We start from the raw sequence: 23,797 nt of genomic DNA, 5'->3' as shown, positions 1-23,797 counted from the left end.
GGAAATAAGTTTTAACTTATTTCCTTTTCTTTTTCCATACAATTTTTACAAGTTCCTAACATAGCAAGATCAATAAAATCTATATGATGCTCGACCATAGATTGTAAAGATGAGGATAAGGCATCATGATGATCATGGTGAATATCATAAATATGATGACACTTTTTACATATAAAATGATAATGGTCATTTGTATTACCATCATAGTGAACAACTTGTTCACCAAAATCTAATTTACGAATCATATGATGATCAACTAAATAACCTAAATTACGATATACCGTTCCCATGCTAAGGTGAGGGTAATCTTGCTTTAAATCCTGATATATCTGTTCTGCAGTAGGATGATCATGACGATTAAGTAAATTATGATAAATGATTTCTCGCTGTTTTGAATAACGTGTTTTTGCAGGCAAAGTTATCTCCTTATTAGTAATCGTTCCTAATTGCAGTATACCATATTTCCTCATTTTGTCAATTCTAACTTATAACCAGTATGCCATAACAAATTAAAAAACTGCAAATACCATGTAACAAACGAAATTTAAAATAAGATTGGTGATTATAGGGAATATCTTCTAACAAGTTATCACATTGCATCATAACACTAAGACTACTAAAGGAAAGGAAAAAACAAATACAAGAAATAAGAAATGGATTGAGGGGTTGGTGAACTAATCTTAAACAACCACTACTAAATTCCATCAATCCTTGTAATAATTCAATGGTTAAAGTTGAATGAATAAACGAACCTAAAAAATAACTTAGAAATTGAAAGACAAGCATATAACCTAAAATAAAGATAAATGCATACATACTTGAAATAATACTTTTTTTAAAGGCTAAAACAAAATTGAGATGAGGTTCTTTGATTGTTTTTAAAGCATGATGAAGTGAAAGAGTTTGTTTTGGATGACGATAAAATAAAGCAAATAATAAACTAGGAAGAATATGACTTAAATATATAATCAAAGAATATTTGTTTTTTAAGGAGACAAAGATAAATGAAAGGGATGCAAATGAACAAATGTGTAAAAGGTGTTGTAATTCATTAATATTGATATAATGAAGTAAATAGGCTTCTCTGATTAATTTGACATTTGTTGGATAACCACAAAAAAATGAAATAAAATAGAGTGAGGACATCATTGGTGTAAGATGAAATAAAGAATAAAAAGGTTTTTGAATGATGAAGCCTAAAATATCTAATAAACCGAGATTTAAACATAGGGATGTTAAAATCATAAATGGAAGTAGTGAAGGGAGTAGATTTGTATAAACAATGGTAATCACCTGTTTAGATAAATCTACAATAGTGAACATTTTAAAAAAAGCAAAAACTGTCATAAAGATGACAAGAATTAAAGTAAAATAATAATTGTATCTTTTCATGATGACTCCTAATTGATAGAATAGAACAAGAGGTGAGAGAATGAAGGCCATACTGGTACAAGTACAATTTCAAAATGAAGAGAAATCGTTAGTAGAACTTGAAGCGTTATGCCAAGCCTGCCATATTGATGTTGATCAAGAATTTATTCAAAAAAGAGAAAAAATAGATGTTTCAACTTATATTGGTAAAGGTAAAGTACAAGAAATAAAAAGAAACATAACAGATCAAGATATGATTATTTTTGATGATGAATTATCACCTTTACAAATTCGTAATTTAACAGATATTTTAGGTATAGAAGTGACAGATCGAACTGATTTAATATTGAGAATTTTTGATCAAAGAGCAAAAACAAAGGAAGCTAAGTTGCAAATAGAAATTGCTCGTTATCTTTATTTATTACCTCGTTTAATTGGAATGCAAGAACATTTATCACATCAACAAGGTGGTTCAGGATTTAGAGGACGTGGTGAAAAACAAATTGAACTAGATCGACGTCTTATTTCAAGAAAACTAACAAAAGCAAAAAAAGAGTTAGCAAATATCGTTAAGCAAAGACAAACTCAAAGACAAAGAAGAAAACAAAATGATATGCCAGTTATTGCCTTAGTAGGTTATACAAATAGTGGAAAATCTACTCTCATGAATGCTTTTTGTTTAGAAGATAAACAAAAAGTATTGCAACAAGATATGCTATTTGCTACCTTACAAACTGCAACAAGACATATTTCTATTCATCACCATCCTTGCTTGTTAACAGATACAGTAGGTTTTATTGATCGTTTACCACATCATTTGGTTCAAGCTTTTCGTTCTACATTAGAAGAAGTTAAAGAAGCAGATTTATTATTACATGTTATTGATATCTCGCAACCAAACTATATGCAACATATCAATACAACAAATGAGGTACTTCGCTCATTAGGAGTTGTTGATACACCGGTTATCTATGTTTATAATAAAATTGATTTAAATCGAGTTTGGTTTCCACCTCAAGAACCATGTGTTTATATTAGTGCAAAAGATAAAAAAGGTTTAGATGAATTAGAAAATGAAATCTCACATATCCTATTTAAAGATTATGAAGTTTATGAATTAAATATTCCTTATGAGGATGGAGAAGTATTTAACTATTTACATCATCATTGTTTGGTGGTAGAATTCAAGTATTTACAGGAGAGTATTTATATAAAAGTAGAAGCTAAAAGGAAAGAAATACAACCTTATAGACAATATATATCAAAACATTAAGGAGGTTAATGATGAATCCAGATAAAAAACTATTTCGTTTAGATTTATCTATTGCTGTTGAAGCATCAGATGAAGAAGAAGCCTATCAATTACTTACAACAGATGAAACATTAAAACAAATACAACTCATGATTTCTAAATCACAAGGACAAATTAAAGAAATGTTTCACTCTGATCATAGTAAAGATAATATTATTAACTAAGCACATATGTGCTTTTTTATTTTGTTTTTATTAATTCATATCGAATTACTATGAAATTATGGTGACAAGGAGAAAAAAACATGATATAGTAAAAAAAGAAGGTGATTAAATGAAGATTTCAACAAAAGGAAGATATGCTTTACGACTTATGATAGATCTTGCTTTACATCAAGAACAAGGACATGTTTCTTTAAAGGATGTATCTAAAAGACAAGATATTTCGATTAAATATCTTGAACAAATTGCTTCACCATTAGGGAAAGCAGGACTAATTAAAAGTACAAGAGGTCCTCAAGGAGGATATTCATTAGCTAAACCGGCTAATCAATATACACCAAAAGAAATATTAGAAGTCGTTGAAGGAAAGATTGCATGTGTAGCATGCTTGGAAGATGAAGAAAATACTTGTCCACGTTATGGAACTTGTCCGACAATATCTTTTTATGAAGGTTTAAATAAAGTGATTATTGATTATTTAGAATCTTATACATTAGAAGATTTGGTGGAAATGAGCAAAAATAAAGTTTGGGACTATGTCATTTAAAATGTGTTTATACACATTTTTTTTATTAAACATAATCATATGAGTTGACATCTAAGATAAAAAGTATTATAGTAATACCATAGTAATCCTATAGGAAATAAGGATAAAAATGAAAGGGGCTTATTATGGCAGATATTAAAAATGGTTTTGTAGATTTAGTAGGAAATACACCACTAGTTAGATTAAATAAAATTATTAAAAAAGATGATTTAAAAGCAGATGTTTTAGCAAAATTAGAATATTTTAATCCCGCTGGTTCAGTAAAGGATAGAATTGCTAAAGAAATGGTATTAGATGCTTTAGATAAAGGGTTAATTAAAGAAGGGGCTACATTAATTGAACCAACATCAGGAAATACTGGAATTGGGCTTTCTGCAGTAGCAACATCATTAGGTTTAAAAATTATTATTACAATGCCTGATACAATGAGTGTTGAAAGAAGAAACTTAATGAAAGCTTATGGTGCCAAGTTAGTATTAACACCAGGTAGTGAAGGAATGAAAGGGGCTATCGCCAAAGCTAAAGCTTTAGCTGAAAAAATTCCAAACAGTTTTATTCCAGGACAATTTGAAAATCCAGCTAATCCAATTGCACATTATAAAACAACTGGTCCAGAAATTTATGATCAAACTGATGGTAAAGTAGATATCTTTGTTGCCGGAGTAGGTACAGGAGGAACAATATCTGGTATTGGTAAATATTTAAAAGAAAAAAATCCAAATGTAAAAGTTGTTGCTGTTGAACCAGAAAGTTCACCAGTTTTATCAAAAGGTCAAGCTGGTCCTCATAAAATTCAAGGGATTGGTGCTGGATTTGTACCAGAAACATTAGATACTGCAATTTATGATGAAGTGATTACAATTTCTAATGAAGATGCTTTTGCTACAGGAAAAGAAATTGCTAAAACAGAAGGAATTTTAGTAGGTATTTCATCAGGAGCTGCATTAACAGCAGCAAAACAATTAGCTTTAAGAGAAGAAAATAAAGGTAAAACAATTATTGTCTTATTACCAGATGGTGGCGATCGTTATATGTCTACACCACTTATTCAAGAATAAAAAAATCCACGAAATGTGGATTTTTTTACTTATGATAAAGTTTACTAGCTTCAAATTTAGCTTCACATGTAAATTGAATTTTTAGTTTTCTTAATACTTCGTTATCAACATCAGATAAAATGACTGATGAATGAGCTTGAGCATATTCTAATTCGTGAATAACTGCTAGAGCTTTTTTTGCATTTTCACTGTGAGTTGCAGAAATAGAGAGGGCAAGTAAGACCTCATCAGTATGTAAACGAGGATTTTTATTCTTTAAAATATCAGTTTTTAATTTTGAAACAGGTTCAATGACTTCTGGAGCGATTAATAAAACATCATCATCAATACCCGCTAAATATTTCAATGAATTAAGTAAAGCTGCTGATGCACAACCTAATAAATCTGTTGTTTTACCAGTGATGATTTTACCATCGTTCAATTCAAAAGCAAATCCTGGTTCTTGGGTTTCTTGTTCAATTTGAAGTGCAGGGGCTACACAATGACGATCACTTGTTTTTAAATCAAGGGAAGTCATGATTGATTCGATTTTACTAATAGCACTTTGTTGAACACGTCCACGTTTATAATCTAACTTGGCTTGATAATAACGACGAATGATTTCATCACAACTTGCTTGTTTTGCTACTTCATCATCAATAATGCATTTTCCTGCCATATTAACACCCATGTCAGTAGGTGATTTGTAAGGGCAAGTTCCCATAATTTTTTTGAATGTCGCTTCTAATACCGGAAAGATTTCTACATCTCGGTTGTAGTTAACAGTTGTTTCTTGATAAGCTTCCAAATGGAATGGATCAATCATATTAATATCATTTAAGTCTGCAGTAGCTGCTTCATAAGCTAAATTTACAGGATGCTTTAAAGGAATATTCCAAATAGGGAAAGTTTCAAATTTAGCATACCCTGCTTTTACACCACGAACATACTCATGATAAAGTTGAGAAAGACATGTAGCCATTTTTCCACTACCTGGACCAGGAGCAGTAATGACGACTAATGGTTTAGTTGTTTCAATATAATCATTTTGACCAAATCCTTCTTTACTTACAATTTTTTCAATATCATGAGGATACCCATTAATAGGATAATGTTTAAAAACTTTAATATTAAGTTTTTCAAGTTTTTCTATAAATAATTTAGCTGATGGTTGGTTTTCATAACGCGTAATCGTTACACTTCCTACATATAAACCAACACTATGATAAGCATCAATTAATCTTAATACTTCTTCATCGTAAGTAATTCCTAAGTCACCACGCATTTTATTTTTTTCAATATCGTTGGCATTAATAACGATGACTATTTCTGCATCTTGTTTTAACTCTAATAACATCTTTAATTTGCTATCGGGTTGAAAACCTGGTAAAACTCTTGAAGCATGATGATCATCAAAAAGTTTACCACCAAACTCTAAATAAAGTTTGTTATCAAATTGTTTAATTCTTTCTTTAATGTGTTTTGATTGTAATTCTACATATTTTTCATTACTAAAAGCTAATTTTCTCATATTATTATTCTCCCAAACATTATTATAGTGAAATGTTCAAAAATGAAAACAAAATAATAATTATTTCTCATTATTGAATAAACTAGCTTAATTTGATAAAATAAATCCAATAATAAGGGGGATATATCATGAATTTAAAAAATAGAAGTTTTCTAACATTAAAGGACTTTTCTCAAGAAGAAATTCGTTATCTTTTAGATTTAGCCCATCAATTAAAAAAGGATAAAAAGGAAGGAACAATAAAAAAACATTTAGAAGGAAAGAATGTTGTTTTATTATTTGAAAAAACGTCAACAAGAACACGTTGTTCATTTGAAGTTGCTGCTTTAGATGAAGGTGGTCATGTGACTTATTTAAGTAATTCACAAATGGGGAAAAAAGAATCCATTGAAGATACTGCAAAAGTATTAGGCAGAATGTATGATGGTATTGAATTTAGAGGTTTTAAACAAGAAACAGTTGAAGATTTAGCTAAATATTCAGGTGTGCCAGTATGGAATGGTTTAACTGATGTTGATCATCCAACCCAAACATTAGCCGATTTCCTTACTATTGAAGAACATTTAAACAAACCATTAAATGAAATTAAATTTGTTTTTACTGGTGATATTCGTAATAATGTTTGTTATGGTTTAATGTATGGTGCTGTTAAAATGGGAATGCATTTTGTATGTTTAGGTCCTAAAGATTTACATATTGATGATGAAGTTCTTCAATATTGCCAAGAAGAAGCTAAAAAGTCTGGTGGAAAGATTGAAGTATTAGATAATGTAGATGAAGCAGTAAAAGATGCCGATGTCATCTATACTGATATTTGGGTAAGTATGGGTGAAGATGAAAGTTTATATAAACCTAGAGTAGAAATGTTATCACCATATAAAGTAACTCAAGAAATGATGAAAAAGACAGGAAATGAACATACTTTATTTATGCATTGTTTACCATCATTCCATGATTTTAATACAACATTAGCAAAAGAAAAATATGATCAAGGTATTGATATTCGTGAAGTTGAAGATGAAGTATTTAAATCTAAAAATTCTGTTGTTTTTGATGAAGCAGAAAATAGAATGCATACGATTAAAGCTGTTATGGTAGCAACAATTGGAAAAGACGCCTAGGCGTCTTTTTTGTTTTAAATAAAGGTGTTTAATTTATATTATTGGCTATTTATGGTATGATAATATGGGTGATGTAAAATGAGTGGCAAGACATATGTTTTATCAGATATTCATGGTCATTTCCAATTATTTAAAAAAATGTTAAAGAAAATTAATTTTAGTGAAAATGATCAATTATATATATTAGGTGACATTTGTGATCGTGGTCCTGAAAGTTTAGATATTTATTTTTATATTTCACATTTTGATAATATAACTTTACTTAAAGGAAATCATGAATATATGATGCAAGAAGCATTGAAATTAGCGATAGAAAATAATGATTTTGATTTTCCTAGTTGTCAGTTTAACTTATGGGAACAAAATGGTGGAGATACAACAATCAAGAATATTCGAGATTATTTACATAAAAAATGTTTATCACATTTAGATTATACAATTGTTAGAAATGTCTTTTTACGTCAAATATATGATTATATTAAAAGCTTGCCTTTACTTTTACAAATTCGTGTGAATCATAAAGATTATGTTTTAGTTCATGCTGGTGTAGATCCTGAAAAAGGATTAAATGAACAAGAAGAGGAAACTATATTATGGATTCGCGATTATTTTTATTTGAGTCCTTGTGATTTAAATAAGACATATATATTTGGACATACACCGGTATGTTTTATTAATCGTAATCAAAGTTATGATATCTGGTTTGATGATGAATATCATAATAAAATAGGTATTGATGGTGGTTTAGCATGTGGACAATTAGGACAATTAAATTGTTTGTGTTTAGACACAATGGAATCATATGTGATTAAAAAGAAAGGAAACGAAGTATGAGAGGGGCATTTTATAGTTTAATTAATTTTATCAATACTGCAGATATTAATGACGTATATGCCGATGCAGCAAGAAAAATATTAGAAAATATCATGCTTATTCCTGGATGTACTATTACCGATGTAGCTGAAATGTGCTATGTTTCTACTGCTACAATTAGCCGTTTGTGTCGTAAACTGAACTATCAAAGCTTTGCTGATTTTAAAATGGATGTAACAATGAATTTAAACTATTTTAATCGTGATGCACTAAGATTACAATTTGATCATCAATTACCAACTCAAGTGAAAGATGAATCCAAAACAATGAAAGAATTGTTTGAAGATCATTTTGAAAATATTATTGCAAATTTAAGATCAACTTATCAACAAGTCTCATTTGAACAACTTGAAGAAATCGTAGACCGTATGCATAAAGCTAATGAAATTTGCTTTGCCGGGAATTTTTTTACTCAATCCGTAGCGATGCAATTAGAAATAGAATTAACATATTCTGGGAAAAGATGTACCGGTATGTATCCTCTTGCCAGTCAAATAGAGATTGCAAAAAGATTAACTGAAAATGATGTCATTATTGTTTCTAGTATTGCTGGTGGATTTATGGTTGATCATCCTGATGTGATGCGTGAAATAGCAAAGAGTAAAGCCTATAAAATATGTATTACTCAACTAGAAGACTTTATTTATCGTGATTATGTGGATATGTTAGTCAAAGTAGGGACGGATCATTATTCACTTATTGGTAAGTTTTCTATTACTTATATTTTTGAAGTATTAGAGGCGATGTACCATTTAAAATACGGAGGAAAATAGAATGAAAATAATAAAAAAATTATCATTGTTTTTTATTCTTGGAGTCATTTTAATTCTTTTATTCTTCATTGTTGCGGTTTGGATGTATCCACCGGTACCCTCATAAAAAAAGACGATTCAAACGAATCGTCTTTTAATATTGTGATAAATACTGGTTATTTAATTCAATTACTTTTTTCATTGCTTCTTGACCACAGGCACCAATTGTATTACGTTTGTTGACACATGTGTTGACATCGATAGCTTGATAAATATCTTGATCAAAGACATCAGAAATATTTTTAAATTCTTCTAATGTTAAATCATCTAAAGCTTTATTTTGACTAATAGCGTATAAAACAAGTTGACCAATAATACCATGAGCATCTCTAAATGGAACACCTTTACCAACAAGATAATCAGCAGCATCTGTAGCATTAGTGAAGCCACCAGTAGCTGAAGCTTTCATCTTATCTTTATTAAATGAAGTTGTTTTTAACATATCACTTAATAATTGGAGACATCCCTTAGTTGTTGTTAAAGCATCAAAGAACATTTCTTTATCTTCTTGCATATCTTTATTATAAGCTAATGGTAAACCTTTCATTGTTGTGAGTAATCCCATTAAAGCACCATAAACACGACCAGTTTTACCTCTAATTAATTCACAAATATCTGGATTTTTCTTTTGTGGCATAATAGAAGAACCGGTAGAAAAAGTATCATCTAATTCAATGAATTGATATTCATTCGTATTCCAAATAATCATTTCTTCTGATAAACGAGACATATGCATCATCATTGTAGACATCGCACTTAATAATTCAATAAGATAATCACGATCACTTACACCATCTATACTATTTAAACAAGGTCCATCAAACCCTAGTAAAGAAGCAGTATATTCACGATCTAATGGATAAGTGGTACCAGCAAGGGCTCCTGAACCTAAAGGACAAATATTCATACGTTGATAAATATCATCTAGACGAGTTGCATCACGTTTAAACATTTCAAAATAGGCACCCATATGATGTGCTAAAGTAATAGGTTGTGCTTTTTGAAGATGTGTAAAACCTGGCATAATTGTATCAATATGTTCTTTCATGATATCATTAATCGTTTTTAGTAAATCAATGATAAGGGTATGCATCATTTGAATTTGATCACGAGTATAAAGACGCATATCTAAAGCTACTTGATCATTACGACTTCTTCCAGTATGTAATTTTTTTCCTGTATCGCCAATTCGTGAAATAAGTGTAGATTCAACAAAACTATGAATATCTTCACAACTTTCATCAATAGCAAGACGACCTTGTTCTATTTCTTGATAAATGCTTTGTAAAGCATTTTCAATATCTTTTCCTTCTTGTTCGGTTAATATTTGTTGTTTTGTTAGCATTTTAACATGGGCAATACTTCCTTTAATATCTTGTAAAGCAAAGGTTTGATCAAATTTAATAGAAGCATTGAAATCATAAACTAATTGGTTTGTTGGCTTTGTAAAACGACCACCCCATAAATTCATTGTTTTTCCTCCTTTAAAATAAAAGGGCTAAAGCCCTTTTTTATTTTTTACCATTTAATTTCATTGCACGAACTTTTGTAGAAAGACCATATAAAGTAATGAATCCTTCAGCATCATGATGATCATATAAATCACCAGTAGCAAATGAAGCAATATCTTCATCATATAATGAATAAGGAGATGTTGTACCTTCTTTGATAATATTACCTTTATATAATCTCATTTTTGTTGTACCTGAAACAACTTCTTGTGTTTTAGAAACAAAAGCAGATAATGCTTCTCTAAGTGGTGAGAACCATTTAGCAGCATAAACTAATTCAGCAAATTCTACAGAAACTAAACGTTTATATTTTAATGTTTCACGATCAAGAACAAGTTCTTCTAATTGACGGTGTGCTTCCATTAAAATAGTTCCCCCAGGTGTTTCATAAACACCACGTGATTTCATTCCTACAACACGGTTTTCTACGATATCGATAATACCAATACCATTTTTACCACCTAATTCATTTAATTCTTCAAGAATAGCAGTTTGTGACATTTTTTTACCATTTAATGCTACTGGAACACCTTTTTCCCATTCAATTTCAATATGAGTATCCTCATCAGGTGCTTTTTCAGGAGCATTTGATAATACTAATAAATGATCAAAATTAGGAGCTAAACTTGGTTTTTCAAGTTCTAACCCTTCATGAGAAATATGCCAAATGTTACGATCACGAGAATAGCTTGTATCAGCAGAGAATGGTAAATGAATACCATGTGCTTTACAATATTCGATTTCAGATTCACGAGAATCCATTGTCCATTTTGGATCACGCCAAGCAGCAATGATTTTTAAATCTGGAGCTAAAGCTTTAATACCAAGTTCAAAACGAATTTGGTCATTTCCTTTACCTGTTGCACCATGACAAATAGCTGTTGCGCCTTCTTTTCTAGCAACATCAACTAAGATCTTAGCAATTAATGGACGAGCAGTTGCTGTACCTAATAAATATTTATATTCAAAAACAGCATCAGCCTGAACAGTAGGCATAATATAGTTTTCTACATATTCATCAACAACGTTTTCAATATATAATTTAGAAGCACCACATGATTTAGCACGTTCTTCAAGACCTTCTAATTCTTCTTTTTGACCTACATCAATACAACAACAAATAACTTCATAATCATAGTTTTCTTTTAACCATGGGATGATAGCAGTTGTGTCTAATCCCCCAGAGTATGCAAGAATGACTTTTTCTTTCATATTAATCTCCCTTCAACTTGTTATTAAATTATAATTATCATAAACTAACATTTAAATTAATGCAATGATTTATCGAAATAATTAATAATTTATTATTATTCTAAATAAAATTGTATTATTTTGGGTAATGCTATTTTATTCATATAATTTAAAAATAAATTATACAAAATTCTATTATTTTAGTTTGACAAATAGAATTTAAGTAATATAATAATACCAAACTCAATGAATAAAAGAGTAGTCTTAATGATGATTTAAGCGAGCTAGTGTTGGTGGAAGATTAGTAATCTTAGTTAGGATGAAGCGCATTTAGGAGAGGAAAGTGGGAAATAAGTATCACTTTCGGGTAATCGCCCTTAACGATGAAAGAGATCATAAGGTCAACTTATGATAAATAGAGTGGTAACGCGGTCAATCGTCTCTTGTTAAGAGACGATTTTTTTATTTAGAAGAATGGGGGATAAAATATGATAAGAGTAGGTATTGTTGGATCAACAGGATATGGGGGATGTGAATTAGTTCGTTTTTTATTAACTCATCCAGAAGCAAAAATACAATGGGTATCTTCTAGAACATATAGTGATGAAGAATACAGTTCAGTTTATGCAAGTTATTTTCAATTAGTCGACCAAAAATGTATTGATGAAAATATTGAAGATTATTTAGATGATGTTGATGTTATCTTTTTTGCTACACCTCAAGGTGTTTGTGCAAAAATGGTTAATGAAACAGTTTTAAGCAAAGTGAAAGTTATTGATTTATCGGCAGATTTTAGAATTAAAGATGTTGATACATATGAAAAATGGTATGGAATTAAACATGCTTCACCACAATTTATTAAAGAAGCAGTTTATGGGTTATGTGAAATTAATCGTGAACAAATTAAAAATACACGTTTATTAGCTAATCCAGGATGTTATCCTACTTGTTCTATTTTATCAGTTTATCCTTTAGCTAAAGCAGGACTTATTGACATGGATACATTAATCATTGACGCTAAAAGTGGAGTCAGTGGAGCAGGTAGAGGAGCTAAGGTTGCTAATTTATACTGTGAAGTCAATGAAAGTATGAAAGCTTATGGTGTAGCAACACATCGTCATACACCTGAAATAGAAGAACAATTAGGTTATGCATCTCATCAAGATGTATTACTCAATTTTACACCTCATCTTATTCCAATGAATAGAGGTATTTGTATTACTGCTTATGCTAAGTTAAAAGAAGGAGTAACAAGTCAACAGGTAGCCAAGGCTTATCAAATTTATGATGATGAATATTTTGTAAGAGTACTAAAACCAGGAAAGGTACCTGAGGTAAGAAGTGTAAAAGCAAGTAATTTTGTTGATGTTAATTATAAAATTGATGAACGTACACATCGTGTTATTATGATGGGAACAATGGATAATTTAGTAAAAGGTGCAGCCGGACAAGCTATTCAAAATATGAATTTAATGTTTGGCTTAGATGAAAAAACAGGACTTATGCTTGCACCTGCTATTTTATAAGGAGGATAAAGATGAAAGTTATTGATAATGGAACGGTGACTTCTCCTAAAGGGTTTTTAGGGGCAGGACAACATGTAGGAATAAAGAAAAGAAAAAAAGATCTTGCTTTAATAGTCAGTGAAGTAGAAGCAGATGCAGTAGGGACATTTACTACAAATATGGTTAAAGCAGCACCTGTATTATGGGATAAAAAAATTGTAGAAGGAACTCAAAAAGTAAAAGCAATTGCGATTAATAGTGGTATTGCTAATGCATGTACTGGAAAATTAGGTGAAGAAAATAATGAAGCGTTTGCTAAAATTGTAGGTGATGCTTTTGGTGTGAGTCATGAAAAGATTTTAATTTGTTCTACTGGAGTTATTGGTCAACAACTTCCTTTAGAACCTATTAAAAAAGGAATAGATTCAACTAAAGCTTTACTTTCTTCATCTAATGAAGCAGGGATTGAAGTAGCAACTTCTATTATGACAACTGATACAAAACCTAAACATATTGCTGTTGAAATTGATATTGATGGAACTACAGTTACATTAGGGGCATGTTGTAAAGGTTCAGGAATGATTCATCCTAATATGGCTACAATGTTAGGATTTATTACAACTGATTTAAATATATCTAAAGAGTTATTAAATAAGGCTTTGAAAGAAGTAATCCCTGATACTTTTAATATGGTATCAGTAGATAGAGATACTTCAACAAACGATACAGTATTATTATTGGCTAATGGATTAGCAGGTAATGAAAAAATAGAAACTGAAGATCAAAACTATCAAACATTTAAAGAAGCACTTTATTATGTTAATGAGTATCTAGCAAAATGTATTGCTGGTGATGGTGAAGGTGCTACTAAATTGTTAGAAATCAATGTTAATCATGCTAAAGATATTAAACAAGCTAAAGTCATCGCTAAAAGTGTATGTACTTCACCTTTAGTAAAAACAGCAGTTTATGGTAATGATGCTAACTGGGGTAGACTTTTATGTGCAATGGGATATTCTGGGGAAGAATTTGATCCTTATCAAGTAGATTTATATATTGAAAGTGAATACGGTGAATTAAAGCTTGTTGAAAATGGAATGGCAACGGATTATAGTGAAGAAGTGGCTACAAAAATTCTATCAAGCGAATATGTTAAAGCTAATATTGATATGAAAATTGCTGATGGTAAAGCTACAGCATGGGGATGCGACTTAACATATGATTATGTTAAAATCAATGCTGATTATCGTTCATAGGGGGATTATATGCAAAGTTTTGAAAAAGAAATAAATAAGGCTCAAGTACTTGTAGATGCTTTAGGGTACATCCAAAAATTTACAGGACATGTTGTTGTTATTAAATATGGTGGTAGTGCCATGACTAATGAAGTGATTAAACAAAATGTTTTAAAAGATATCGCTGTTTTAAAATCAGTTGGTATTAAAGTTATTATCGTTCATGGTGGTGGTAAAGACATTAATAAAATGTTACAACGTGTTAATATTCAAAGTGAATTTAAAAATGGTTTAAGAGTTACTGATCAAGCAACATTAGAAGTTGCTGAAATGGTTTTATCGGGTAAAGTCAATAAGGGATTGGTTCAACATTTAGAAAGAATTGGAACTCATGCCGTTGGTTTATCTGGTAAAGATGGAAATATGATTATAGTAGAAAAATCAATGCCTCATGGTGATGATATTGGTTATGTTGGTCATATTACTCATGTCGATCCAACATTAATTAAATTATTATTAGATCAAGATTATACACCGGTTATTTCAACAGTAGGTCTTGATGAAAAATATCATGCTTACAATATTAATGCTGATGATGTGGCAACAGCGATTGCAAGAGCAATGCATGCTAGTAAACTTGTTTTCTTAACAGATATAGAAGGTGTTTTAAAAGATCCAAATAATCCTGAAACATTGATTTCACAAATTGATACCGAAAAAGCAGAACAATTATTTAAAGAGGGTGTCATCACTGGTGGTATGATTCCAAAATTGAAGAATTGTTTAGCGGCTGTACAAAATGATGTAAGTCGAGTACATATTTTAGATGGTCGTTTAGAACACAGTTTATTAATAGAAATATTTACTGCTAATGGGGTAGGAACAATGATAAAAAAATAACAGGTTCATATAGAACCTGTTATTTTTTTAGTGTAATCATGTTAATCTCATTATAAGTAAAAATACGATAATCATGATCTTTTTCAAAACTTAAACCATTTGAAATAATTAAAGTGGATTGTTTTGATTTATGAATCCCACTACGATATAGCGTACCTAAATCTTTATCTTCTAAACCACCAATAAGAGGAAGTTTAATATAACCACCTAAAGTATGTCCAGAAAGTTGAAGCTGGACAGATGATTTGAGTTGTTGAAAATAATCTGGTTGATGGACTAAAGCTAATTTAAAACTATTTTTATTATCATCATTTAATAATGTAGAAATATCACTACTGTTTTCTAAACCAAATAAACTGATGGATTGATCGTTATAATAGATTTTACGATACTCATTATGTAGTACTTCAAATCCTGATTCAGTTAAAATATTGGTACATGTTGTTTTATCAACTTGGTCTTTTTCTCCTAAAACAGCAAATTGACCATAACTACTTTTTATTTTCTTTAGTATTTTAATCACTTCGTCTTGTTTGAATACTTGTCCATCATATAAATCTCCACCAAACAAAACCATATCAGCATTTTTTGTATTTAAATCTTTTATAATTTTTTTTAATCTTTTTAAATCTTTTTCTTGATGAAGATTGATATCGCTTATATAAGCAATGGTAAAATCATTAAAGGTGTTAGGTAATTTTGTACTTTGATAAGTATCATTTTTAAAACGATATTCTGTTTTTGAACCGTGAAGTAGAGTATAAGAACCAAATCCTATTGATATAAATAATATACATATCAATAGGATTTTTCTTAGTTTCTTAAACATTATTTTTTATTCATAATAACTGGAATAATCATTGGATTACGTTTAGTTTTGCGATAAAAGTATGAAGATAAAACTTCACGAGTTGTATTTTTAATTTCCCCAAATGTTGTTTTTCCAGCTAATAACTTATTAAGGGCGTGCCCTACTAAATTTTCTGCTTCACGAATCATAGCAAAACTATCTTTCATATAAACAAAACCACGTGAGATAATAACCGGTCTTGTAAGAAGTTTACCACTATGAGAGTCCATACTAATTAAAATAGATACCATACCATCTTCTGATAATATTTGACGATCTCTTAATACAGCAGTTGATAAACCACTTATATCATTACCATCTACATAGATATCATCAACATGAATTCTTGGACCAAGTCTTGCTTCACCATGATTGAGAAGAATTGTATCACCGTTGCTTAAAACAAATGAGTTTTCAGGTGGTACACCGACTTCTTGTGATAATTGAGCATGTATTTTTAACATACGATATTCTCCATGGACTGGGAAGAAATACTTAGGTTTTGTAAGTAACATCATTAATTTTTGTTCTTCTTGACTAGCATGTCCTGATGTATGTAAGTTATTAAAAGCAGTGTTGACTAAAACTCTAGCACCGGCTCTAAACAAACGATTGACAACAACATTAATACTGTAATCATTACCCGGAATAGGACTTGAAGAGAAGAGAACAGTATCACCCGGTTTGATTTTTACATATTTATGGGTACCATTAGCGATACGGCTTAATGCTGCTAAAGCTTCACCTTGGCTTCCAGTGCATAAAATTAAAATCTCGTTATCTGGTAATTTTTTAGCTTGATCATTTTTGATAAAGAAACGATCAGGAGCTTTAATATAACCAAGTTGACGAGATACTTGGATATTATTTTCCATTGAACGTCCATATACAAGAATCTTACGATTAAACTTAACGGCAGCTTCTACAATTTGTTGTACACGATGTACATTGGAAGCAAATGTTGCAACAATTAAACGACCTTCAGTTTTTCTAAATTGTTCTTGAACGGCATTAGCCACTTTTTTTTCACTCTTACTAAATGTAGGAACTTCAGCATTAGTAGAATCACTTAAAAGTAAAGTCACACCTGTTTCTCCTAAAAAAGAAATCTTTTGATAATCAGCAGGATCTCCTACAGGAGATAAATCAAATTTAAAATCTCCAGTAGAAACAATACGACCATTAGGTGTATTTAAGATAATTCCCACACTTTCAGGAATAGAATGGTTTGTTTTAAAGAAACCAATGTTAAAATAACGTGATTTAATTTGATAATCACCATCTATTTGAATAAGATGAGTTGCTTGCGTTAAACGTTTTTCTTCAAGTTTTCTTCTGATCATAGCACACGCTAGAGGTGTAGCATAAATAAAAGGGATACTGACAACCTGTAGTAAGAAAGGAATACCCCCAATATGATCTTCATGACCATGAGTAATTAATAACCCTTTAATTTTCTTTTCATTACGTTTTAAGTATGTGTAGTCTGGGATAACATAGTCAATACCAGGTAATCCATCTTCTGCAAATTTAACTCCTGCATCAATAATGAACAATTCATTTTCATGTTCTACACAATACATATTTTTTCCGATTTCGTTTAATCCACCTAAAGCAAATATTTTAGTATCTGGTGATTTAGATGATTTATGATGTAATTTTTTTGGATTTTTATGATTATTTTGTTTTTTATGATAGTTGCCATTTTTTTTATTATGATTTGGCTTTTCTTGCATAGTTAACCTCCTTATTATTTCTTTTTCATTATTATAACATACAATGATTCTTATGAATTGATTAAACATCAAGTAACTGTTACATTATAGTCAAATTATTTTATATTAGTCAAATCTTTTTAACTTTTTTTAAAATAAAAAAGATTCCTAAGAATCTTTTAAATCACTTTACATATAGCAACAGCTAAAGCATGTGGTCCTATATGACAAGAAACACTTAATGACAAAGGATCACAAATAATATGCGCATCAGGATATGTTTGTTGAAGTTCTTCTTTAAATTCAAGAGCTGCTTCACGATCATATGTATAAGCTACACATATGTGAACATGATGATAATCATCACCAAAACGTTCTTTAATATCTTTATCGATAGCGTCACTCATAATCTTTTTACCTTTAATCATTGTTCTTGTTTTTGAAAAAGCATCAAGTTTTTCTCCCTGAATTTGTAATACAGGTTTAATTTTTAACATTCCCCCAAGTAGGGCAGCTGCTGGTGTAATACGACCACCTTTTTTTAAATATTCTAGTGTATTGACTGTAATATAGATAGAGGCTTGTAATTTATTGTTTTCTAAGATTGTTTTGATTTCTTTTGCGCTTTTACCTTCATCGGCTAGTCGTTTGGCATCTAAAACATCATATTTTTGTGTAACTGAAATTCTTTGACTGTTAACAACTTCTACTTTACCATCATATTCGCTGGCTAACATAAGTGCTGTTTGACATGAACCACTTAAGCCACTTGACATGGGGATATGCACAATTTCATCATAGTCTTTTAATATTTTGTTCCAAAGTTTACTTACATCACCGACTACTGGTTGAGAAGTAAAGACTTCAGCATTGTTCATCAATTTATCATAAAATTGTTCTTGGGTAAGATTAATATCTTCATAGTATGTCTCACCATCAATAGTAAAAGGCATGGGTAAAACAAAGACACCTAATTGTTTTCCTTCTGCTTGAGTAATTCCTGAATTGCTATCTGTAACAATTGCTACTTTTTTCATATAAAAACCTCCTAGATACATTACACATTAATCTACTGAATATCATAACAGTGTTAACTATAAAATTCAAATATTAAAATAAAAAAGCATTTAACTTGTAAAATAAAAAAGTATAGGCATAATAATAGTTGAGGTGAAAGTATGGAAATAATTAATGAAAGTCAATTTGCTACAACAATTGCAAATGGTGTTGTCTTAGTTGATTTCTTTGCTAATTGGTGTGGACCATGTAAAATGTTAAGTCCAGTTTTGGAAGAATTAGCTGGAGAAATGGAACAAGTGAAATTTGTAAAGGTAGATGTGGACGAATCAGAAAATCTTGCAAGAAAGTATGGAATTCAAGCCATTCCTAATCTTATTATCTTTAAAGATGGTCAAGCAGTAGATCAAATTACAGGTTTTACTGGAAAAGGTGATATTCAAAAGAGATTAGACGCAGTTTTATAATGATGCGTCTTTTTTCTTTGGAGTATTTTTGATAGAATAATATAAAGAAGGGGTGGTAAGCAAATGAAAAAAATGCAACTTACTAAAAATGCTATGTATTGCCTTTGTGTTATTGCATTAGTTGTTGTTATAGCTATTGTTTTTAAGTTTTCTACTAAGGAAACACCAAAACAAACAAAAGTAGTTTCTAAAGAAGTTGTAGATTCAGTAGTTGTAGAAGACGCAACATTAAAAGTTAAATTACTAGATTTTGTAAGTAGTCAAGAGTCTAATGAACATTATCAAGATGTGACTTTAACAGTTGATAAAAACGATAAGATACAAGGATATAAAATATCCAGCAAACAGATATTTCATAAAATTATGCAATTATTACCACCAGATCAAGAAGCACCGTTATTAAATCATAGTAGTGAAAAACCTAGTCATGAAGCTTATGTTCTTATATTAAAAGGAGATATTGTTAAGTATCGTGTAAATGGTAAGGTTAAATATCGAATTAGTAATGGTTATTTAACTTATCAAAAACAAGCACTTGTTGTAGAAAGTGATTATGATAGTGTTTATATTACTTCTATTGATGGCAAAAAGGAAAAAATGGTACGATTGGATGCTTATAAAAAAGCACTTAATGATATTGATAATTATATGACGATGTTACAATGGTAAAAAAGAGAGAAAATACGTTATGTATTTTCTCTCTTTATTCGTTATTAAGACCATCAACAAAGTTTAAATCAAAACCAAACATAATTCCTGTATTCGGTTTGTCGATACCACCAAGTGATTGATCAATTGTTTTTCTAGCTAAAGCAACTTGTTCTTTATTTAAAACGAAAAAGAGTACTTTACTTTCTTCTCTAGGATCTTCTAAGAAAATTCTAAGCGAATCTAAAATGAAGTTTTCATTTTTTTGAAGGGTATTTAACATCCCTTTACTATCAATAATTGTACCCCCTTTAATACCTGCTTTTTGTAAAGCAACGAGTAATTCGTCTAAGCATTCAACTTTATGTAAAACTAAAAATAAAGCTTGCATAATAAAGCATCCCCTTTCTATATAATAATTATAGACGATTTGAGATATCTTTGCATTAAAAAATAGATTATAATCTAGATAGTAGGGAGGGAATGATCATGAAATATATAGTGTTAGATATGGGAAATGTGTGTTGTCGTTGGGATCCAAGATATATTGCAAGTCAGTTAACGGATGATAAAGATGAACAGGATTTTTTAGTTCAATCATTGTTTGGTTCATTTCAATGGAAACAATTAGATAAAGGAGATATTTCTATAAATCAAGCTATTCAACAACTAACAAAACAATATCCACAATATGGATCATTGATAGAATATACTTTTAATCACTGGTATGATTTTTTTGATGTGATTGATGAAATGGAACAATTCATAATTGAATATAAAAATGATTATGATTTTTATTTGTTGTCTAACTGTTCCGTGCAATTTGATAATTATTATCAAAGTAAATCTATTTTCAAATATTTTAAAGACTACTATCTTTCAGCTAAACATCATATGGTAAAACCAGACAAAGCAATCTTTTTAGATTTTCTTAATTATTATCATTTAGAGGGTCATGAGTGTTTATTTGTAGATGATATAGAAGAAAATGTTCAAGGAGCAAAAGCAGCAGGAATGAAAGGATATTGCTTTGATGGTGATGTTAATAAATTAAAGAAATATATGAATATATTAAAAAATGAAAGCAAATGATTTAAATTATCATTTTTCTTTAAAAATACCATACTTTTTGTATTGTATTTATTGACAAATGTGGTTAAAATTTATATCATCTTAATAATTTTATTACAGATATTTTGGGGGATAAAACAATGAGTACAAAAGCTAAAAATAAAGTACAAAAAGAAAACAATTTTAAAGCGTGGTTTAATACTCATAAAAAGTGGTGTTTAACTGGCGGAATTGTTATTTTAGTTTTACTGATTGGGTACTTTGGAGGAAGTGTTTACTATAGTGGTAAATATTTACCAGGTACTTCTATCAATGGAATTGACGTAGGTGGTTTAAATCTTACTAAAGCTAAAGAAAAGGTATCTCAAGGAGTGAAAGATCATCAAATTGTATTAAAATTCAATGATGGGAAAAATGAATCAATTAATAGTAGTCAATTAGGGCTTGGCTATAATGAAAATAATACAATCAATAAAGTCCTTGATAAACAAAGTTCTTTTGGTTGGGTTGGGGCTTTAATGAATTCAAAGGATTATGCAGTTAAAGATGTGATTACAGTTGATGAACAAGCATTAACATCAGGGTTACAATCATTAGAACATATGAAAGCAGAAAATCAAGTTGCACCAACAGATGCTTATGTTCAATACAAAGATGGTAAATTTAGTATCGCTAAAGAAACAGAAGGATCTACTATTCAATTTGATCAATTATTAAATAGCGTAAAGACAGCATTAGCTAATGGTAAAACAACAATCAATGTTAGAAAAGAAAATTGTTATGTCCAACCAGCAGTTAAAGAAGATAATCAAGATTTAAAAAATAAGTTATCAGCAGCTAATGAATATTGTAAATCAGTTATTTCATATAAAACATCATCTGGAAAAGAATTTACATTAGATGGTTCTGTTATGTTAGACTGGTTAACAAAGAAAGATGATGGCACATATGTAAGAGATGACAGTGTTTTTAAAGAAAATGTATTAGCGTTTGTTAAAAAAATGGCTGTTTCTTACAATACAGTTAATCAATCTACTACATTCAAAGGTAGTGATGGTGCGATGCATACTGTTACCGGAGGAACTTATGGAATTCGTGTTATGCCAGCAACAGAAACTGCAGAAGTCATGGAACTCATTAAACAAAATAAAAGTGATGTAAATAGAACCCCAAGAACAACAGGAAAATCTTCATCAGATGAAAATGGTGGATTAGGTAATACTTATGTAGAAGTTAATATTACAAAACAACATATGTGGTTTTATAAAAATGGAAGTTGTATTTTACAATCTGATTTTGTAAGTGGTTTAGAATCTGATCCTAAACGTACAACACCTAATGGAGCATATTATATCTATTTTAAACAAAGAAACCGTGTATTAAGAGGTGAAAAAAATCCTGATGGTACTTGGCCTTATGAAGCACCTGTTAAATACTGGATGGCATTTAATGGTGGAATTGGATTCCATGATTTGCATCGTAGTGCTTATGGTGGAGAAATTTATAAAACAAATGGATCACACGGATGTATTAACTTATCAGAAAGTGTAGCTGCTTCTTTATACGCATCACTTGATGATAATACGCCAGTTATCGTTTATCGATAAAATAAAATAGGAATGATTGATGATCATTCCTATTTTTATGTTTTATACAAAAGAAAAACACCCTAAGGGGTGTTTTAAACATTATTTTACAACAACGTTTTGTGCTTGTGGTCCACGATCTGTATCAGTAATATCGAATTCAACAACTTGACCTTCTTCTAATGTTTTGAATCCATCAGCAACGATTGCTGAGAAATGAACAAAGATATCTTTGTTGTCTTCATCATTTGAAATAAATCCAAATCCTTTTTCTGAATTAAACCATTTTACTTTTCCTGTAGCCATGACTGGTACCTCCTTATTAAATTACAAAAGGAAATACTCTATGTAGAAATCACAAATATGAGATTATTTACATAAAGTAATACAACTTTCTCATATCTGTTATATTTTGAAAATCATATATGCTTTTGCAATCAATATTATATCATTCAAAAAAATGGTTTGTAAATGTTTTCTTTATGTTTTTGGTGGGAAATGATCAAAGAGTAATTTATAGATAAAATGTTATATTCAATACGTTGTTTTGATACAAATGAAATAATTAAACTATTTTTTTAATTTTCTCTTTACAAGTTATATTTTTTCATGTATAGTAATACATGCAGTTGGAACTGGCGGACGTGGCGAAGTGGTTAACGCACCGGATTGTGGCTCCGGCATTCGTGGGTTCGATTCCCATCGTCCGCCCCATTTTGTAAATAACTCTTGAAGATAATTCAAGAGTTTTTTTGTTTTCTTTTGTATAAAAATATTATAAAATAAGACTGCATTACAATTAATGTAAGTTAAAAATAGAAGGAGATTATATGCTTATATTAGTTAAACCGAGATTAGATGAATTGGCCTATCGGCAACATTTATTAGCTGATCCAGCAACGATGGCATTTAATCAAGATGGGATTATTTCTTTTGATTTATCTTTGTGGAATACTTGGTATCAGTTATGGATGAATCATCCTCAATATTATTACGCTTATATTAAAGATACGCAATCACAAAACTATGTTGGTGAAGTATCTTATTATTATGAGGATCAATATCAAGAGTATGTCTTGAATATAATTATTGAGGCTAAGTACCGAAGATTAGGATATGGGAAACAGGCACTTAAAATGTTATGTAAAAAAGCAAAGAAGAATGGTTTAACTTATTTATGTGACGATATTGCTTTAAACAGCCCATATACTCAATTGTTTATCAAACACGGATTTAAAGAAGTGTGGCGTAATCAAGAAGTCATAATGCTAAAGAAAAAATTATAAGGAGACCTACTATGAAAAATCAATAGAAAAAACATAATTTTCTTATTGAT

General features: G+C 30.0%; 25 protein-coding genes, 1 tRNA gene and 1 other annotated feature. Of the genes, 16 read left to right on the top strand and 10 right to left on the bottom strand.

All coding sequences use genetic code 11. The features are described from left to right. Positions 1-11: 11 nt before the first annotated feature. Complete coding sequence (locus DW911_RS04925) at positions 12-416, bottom strand: Fur family transcriptional regulator (RefSeq protein WP_118432849.1); 405 nt, start codon at positions 414-416, stop codon at positions 12-14. A gap of 64 nt (positions 417-480) precedes the next feature. Beyond that, positions 481-1,392, bottom strand: a complete 912-nt coding sequence (locus DW911_RS04920) for a hypothetical protein (RefSeq protein ID WP_118432850.1) — start codon at positions 1,390-1,392, stop codon at positions 481-483. Positions 1,393-1,432: 40 nt separating this feature from the next. Here DW911_RS04920 and hflX point away from each other — a divergent pair, with 40 nt between their 5' ends. From hflX to cysK, 4 genes are all read left to right on the top strand, one after another. Then, a complete protein-coding gene (hflX, locus tag DW911_RS04915) occupies positions 1,433-2,644 on the top strand; it encodes a GTPase HflX (RefSeq protein WP_118607532.1) in 1,212 nt (403 codons plus the stop codon). Positions 2,645-2,655: 11 nt separating this feature from the next. Further along, entirely contained in the window at positions 2,656-2,847 is a 192-nt protein-coding gene (locus DW911_RS04910; protein ID WP_118432852.1) for a hypothetical protein, read from the top strand. A 109-nt stretch (positions 2,848-2,956) separates the two neighbouring features. Beyond that, entirely contained in the window at positions 2,957-3,391 is a 435-nt protein-coding gene (locus DW911_RS04905; protein WP_118434207.1) for an RrF2 family transcriptional regulator, read from the top strand. A gap of 125 nt (positions 3,392-3,516) precedes the next feature. Further along, complete coding sequence (gene cysK, locus DW911_RS04900) at positions 3,517-4,449, top strand: cysteine synthase A (RefSeq protein WP_118607531.1); 933 nt, start codon at positions 3,517-3,519, stop codon at positions 4,447-4,449. A 25-nt stretch (positions 4,450-4,474) separates the two neighbouring features. Here the strand turns inward: cysK and DW911_RS04895 are convergent, their stop codons facing one another. Further along, entirely contained in the window at positions 4,475-5,959 is a 1,485-nt protein-coding gene (locus DW911_RS04895; protein WP_118434090.1) for a DUF1846 domain-containing protein, read from the bottom strand. 128 nt (positions 5,960-6,087) lie between these two features. Here DW911_RS04895 and argF point away from each other — a divergent pair, with 128 nt between their 5' ends. The 3 genes from argF (at position 6,088) to DW911_RS04880 (ending at position 8,726) form a co-directional block, all read left to right on the top strand. Further along, a complete protein-coding gene (gene argF / locus DW911_RS04890) occupies positions 6,088-7,080 on the top strand; it encodes an ornithine carbamoyltransferase (protein WP_118607530.1) in 993 nt (330 codons plus the stop codon). Positions 7,081-7,158: 78 nt separating this feature from the next. Then, a complete protein-coding gene (locus tag DW911_RS04885; RefSeq protein WP_118607529.1) occupies positions 7,159-7,914 on the top strand; it encodes a metallophosphoesterase in 756 nt (251 codons plus the stop codon). Continuing rightward, positions 7,911-8,726 (top strand): MurR/RpiR family transcriptional regulator, encoded by an 816-nt coding sequence (locus DW911_RS04880; RefSeq protein ID WP_118434087.1) that lies wholly within the window; start codon positions 7,911-7,913, stop codon positions 8,724-8,726. Before DW911_RS04885 ends, DW911_RS04880 begins: the two co-directional genes overlap by 4 nt. Before the next feature lie 133 nt (positions 8,727-8,859). On the opposite strand, the gene argH is transcribed toward DW911_RS04880, so the two are convergent. Next, complete coding sequence (gene argH, locus DW911_RS04875; RefSeq protein WP_118434086.1) at positions 8,860-10,236, bottom strand: argininosuccinate lyase; 1,377 nt, start codon at positions 10,234-10,236, stop codon at positions 8,860-8,862. 40 nt (positions 10,237-10,276) lie between these two features. Continuing rightward, positions 10,277-11,488: an argininosuccinate synthase gene (locus tag DW911_RS04870; RefSeq protein ID WP_118434085.1), complete on the bottom strand. Its 1,212-nt coding sequence runs from the start codon at positions 11,486-11,488 to the stop codon at positions 10,277-10,279. Positions 11,489-11,704: 216 nt separating this feature from the next. Further along, positions 11,705-11,914, top strand: a binding site (T-box leader). Positions 11,915-11,955: 41 nt separating this feature from the next. Between DW911_RS04870 and argC the strand changes: the two genes are divergently transcribed. Genes argC through argB form a run of 3 tightly spaced genes read left to right on the top strand, consistent with a single transcriptional unit; the run spans position 11,956 to position 15,107 of the window. Then, complete coding sequence (gene argC, locus DW911_RS04865; protein WP_118434084.1) at positions 11,956-12,993, top strand: N-acetyl-gamma-glutamyl-phosphate reductase; 1,038 nt, start codon at positions 11,956-11,958, stop codon at positions 12,991-12,993. Positions 12,994-13,004: 11 nt separating this feature from the next. Next, positions 13,005-14,228 carry a bifunctional ornithine acetyltransferase/N-acetylglutamate synthase gene (gene argJ, locus DW911_RS04860; protein ID WP_118607528.1) on the top strand — a complete coding sequence of 408 codons (1,224 nt, stop codon included), beginning with the start codon at positions 13,005-13,007 and terminating at the stop codon, positions 14,226-14,228. A gap of 9 nt (positions 14,229-14,237) precedes the next feature. Beyond that, positions 14,238-15,107: an acetylglutamate kinase gene (argB, locus tag DW911_RS04855; protein WP_118434082.1), complete on the top strand. Its 870-nt coding sequence runs from the start codon at positions 14,238-14,240 to the stop codon at positions 15,105-15,107. A gap of 19 nt (positions 15,108-15,126) precedes the next feature. Here the strand turns inward: argB and DW911_RS04850 are convergent, their stop codons facing one another. The 3 genes from DW911_RS04850 to DW911_RS04840 form a co-directional block, all read right to left on the bottom strand. Beyond that, positions 15,127-15,909 (bottom strand): metallophosphoesterase, encoded by a 783-nt coding sequence (locus DW911_RS04850; RefSeq protein WP_233541886.1) that lies wholly within the window; start codon positions 15,907-15,909, stop codon positions 15,127-15,129. A gap of 26 nt (positions 15,910-15,935) precedes the next feature. Next, positions 15,936-17,693 carry a ribonuclease J1 gene (gene rnjA, locus DW911_RS04845; RefSeq protein ID WP_118434080.1) on the bottom strand — a complete coding sequence of 586 codons (1,758 nt, stop codon included), beginning with the start codon at positions 17,691-17,693 and terminating at the stop codon, positions 15,936-15,938. A gap of 158 nt (positions 17,694-17,851) precedes the next feature. After that, positions 17,852-18,709: a DegV family protein gene (locus DW911_RS04840; protein WP_118434079.1), complete on the bottom strand. Its 858-nt coding sequence runs from the start codon at positions 18,707-18,709 to the stop codon at positions 17,852-17,854. 141 nt (positions 18,710-18,850) lie between these two features. On the opposite strand from DW911_RS04840, the gene trxA reads away from it, so the two are divergent. Further along, positions 18,851-19,156 (top strand): thioredoxin, encoded by a 306-nt coding sequence (trxA, locus tag DW911_RS04835; protein WP_118434078.1) that lies wholly within the window; start codon positions 18,851-18,853, stop codon positions 19,154-19,156. Between the two features lie 63 nt (positions 19,157-19,219). Next, positions 19,220-19,825, top strand: a complete 606-nt coding sequence (locus tag DW911_RS04830) for a hypothetical protein (RefSeq protein WP_118434077.1) — start codon at positions 19,220-19,222, stop codon at positions 19,823-19,825. 34 nt (positions 19,826-19,859) lie between these two features. On the opposite strand, the gene DW911_RS04825 is transcribed toward DW911_RS04830, so the two are convergent. After that, positions 19,860-20,195 (bottom strand): hypothetical protein, encoded by a 336-nt coding sequence (locus DW911_RS04825; RefSeq protein ID WP_118434076.1) that lies wholly within the window; start codon positions 20,193-20,195, stop codon positions 19,860-19,862. Between the two features lie 98 nt (positions 20,196-20,293). On the opposite strand from DW911_RS04825, the gene DW911_RS04820 reads away from it, so the two are divergent. Then, on the top strand, positions 20,294-20,896 hold the full coding sequence (locus DW911_RS04820; RefSeq protein ID WP_158568248.1) for an HAD-IA family hydrolase: 603 nt from the start codon (positions 20,294-20,296) through the stop codon (positions 20,894-20,896). 119 nt (positions 20,897-21,015) lie between these two features. Further along, positions 21,016-22,482 (top strand): L,D-transpeptidase family protein, encoded by a 1,467-nt coding sequence (locus DW911_RS04815; RefSeq protein ID WP_118434074.1) that lies wholly within the window; start codon positions 21,016-21,018, stop codon positions 22,480-22,482. Between the two features lie 81 nt (positions 22,483-22,563). On the opposite strand, the gene DW911_RS04810 is transcribed toward DW911_RS04815, so the two are convergent. Further along, positions 22,564-22,767: a cold-shock protein gene (locus tag DW911_RS04810; protein ID WP_118434073.1), complete on the bottom strand. Its 204-nt coding sequence runs from the start codon at positions 22,765-22,767 to the stop codon at positions 22,564-22,566. Positions 22,768-23,099: 332 nt separating this feature from the next. On the opposite strand from DW911_RS04810, the gene DW911_RS04805 reads away from it, so the two are divergent. Together DW911_RS04805 and DW911_RS04800 are read left to right on the top strand one after the other, a co-directional pair. Continuing rightward, a tRNA-His gene (locus DW911_RS04805) sits at positions 23,100-23,175 on the top strand. A gap of 116 nt (positions 23,176-23,291) precedes the next feature. After that, positions 23,292-23,747: a GNAT family N-acetyltransferase gene (locus DW911_RS04800; RefSeq protein WP_118434072.1), complete on the top strand. Its 456-nt coding sequence runs from the start codon at positions 23,292-23,294 to the stop codon at positions 23,745-23,747. The last annotated feature ends 50 nt before the right edge of the window (positions 23,748-23,797 follow it).

This window comes from Erysipelatoclostridium sp. AM42-17 (genome assembly GCF_003480255.1).
Taxonomy (GTDB): Bacteria; Bacillota_I; Bacilli_A; order Erysipelotrichales; family Coprobacillaceae; genus Faecalibacillus.
Note: the sequence above shows the minus strand (reverse complement) of the source record. Positions and strands in the feature narration are given on the sequence as shown.

Excerpts from the sequence above, each read along its gene's own strand:
- DW911_RS04920 (WP_118432850.1), bottom strand. The coding sequence starts at position 1,392 with ATGAAAAGATACAATTATTATTTTACTTTAATTCTTGTCATCTTTATG.
- hflX (WP_118607532.1), top strand. The coding sequence starts at position 1,433 with ATGAAGGCCATACTGGTACAAGTACAATTTCAAAATGAAGAGAAATCG.
- DW911_RS04910 (WP_118432852.1), top strand. The coding sequence starts at position 2,656 with ATGAATCCAGATAAAAAACTATTTCGTTTAGATTTATCTATTGCTGTT.
- DW911_RS04905 (WP_118434207.1), top strand. The coding sequence starts at position 2,957 with ATGAAGATTTCAACAAAAGGAAGATATGCTTTACGACTTATGATAGAT.
- cysK (WP_118607531.1), top strand. The coding sequence starts at position 3,517 with ATGGCAGATATTAAAAATGGTTTTGTAGATTTAGTAGGAAATACACCA.
- DW911_RS04895 (WP_118434090.1), bottom strand. The coding sequence starts at position 5,959 with ATGAGAAAATTAGCTTTTAGTAATGAAAAATATGTAGAATTACAATCA.
- argF (WP_118607530.1), top strand. The coding sequence starts at position 6,088 with ATGAATTTAAAAAATAGAAGTTTTCTAACATTAAAGGACTTTTCTCAA.
- DW911_RS04885 (WP_118607529.1), top strand. The coding sequence starts at position 7,159 with ATGAGTGGCAAGACATATGTTTTATCAGATATTCATGGTCATTTCCAA.
- DW911_RS04880 (WP_118434087.1), top strand. The coding sequence starts at position 7,911 with ATGAGAGGGGCATTTTATAGTTTAATTAATTTTATCAATACTGCAGAT.
- argH (WP_118434086.1), bottom strand. The coding sequence starts at position 10,236 with ATGAATTTATGGGGTGGTCGTTTTACAAAGCCAACAAACCAATTAGTT.
- DW911_RS04870 (WP_118434085.1), bottom strand. The coding sequence starts at position 11,488 with ATGAAAGAAAAAGTCATTCTTGCATACTCTGGGGGATTAGACACAACT.
- argC (WP_118434084.1), top strand. The coding sequence starts at position 11,956 with ATGATAAGAGTAGGTATTGTTGGATCAACAGGATATGGGGGATGTGAA.
- argJ (WP_118607528.1), top strand. The coding sequence starts at position 13,005 with ATGAAAGTTATTGATAATGGAACGGTGACTTCTCCTAAAGGGTTTTTA.
- argB (WP_118434082.1), top strand. The coding sequence starts at position 14,238 with ATGCAAAGTTTTGAAAAAGAAATAAATAAGGCTCAAGTACTTGTAGAT.
- rnjA (WP_118434080.1), bottom strand. The coding sequence starts at position 17,693 with ATGCAAGAAAAGCCAAATCATAATAAAAAAAATGGCAACTATCATAAA.
- DW911_RS04840 (WP_118434079.1), bottom strand. The coding sequence starts at position 18,709 with ATGAAAAAAGTAGCAATTGTTACAGATAGCAATTCAGGAATTACTCAA.
- trxA (WP_118434078.1), top strand. The coding sequence starts at position 18,851 with ATGGAAATAATTAATGAAAGTCAATTTGCTACAACAATTGCAAATGGT.
- DW911_RS04830 (WP_118434077.1), top strand. The coding sequence starts at position 19,220 with ATGAAAAAAATGCAACTTACTAAAAATGCTATGTATTGCCTTTGTGTT.
- DW911_RS04825 (WP_118434076.1), bottom strand. The coding sequence starts at position 20,195 with ATGCAAGCTTTATTTTTAGTTTTACATAAAGTTGAATGCTTAGACGAA.
- DW911_RS04820 (WP_158568248.1), top strand. The coding sequence starts at position 20,294 with ATGAAATATATAGTGTTAGATATGGGAAATGTGTGTTGTCGTTGGGAT.
- DW911_RS04815 (WP_118434074.1), top strand. The coding sequence starts at position 21,016 with ATGAGTACAAAAGCTAAAAATAAAGTACAAAAAGAAAACAATTTTAAA.
- DW911_RS04810 (WP_118434073.1), bottom strand. The coding sequence starts at position 22,767 with ATGGCTACAGGAAAAGTAAAATGGTTTAATTCAGAAAAAGGATTTGGA.
- DW911_RS04800 (WP_118434072.1), top strand. The coding sequence starts at position 23,292 with ATGCTTATATTAGTTAAACCGAGATTAGATGAATTGGCCTATCGGCAA.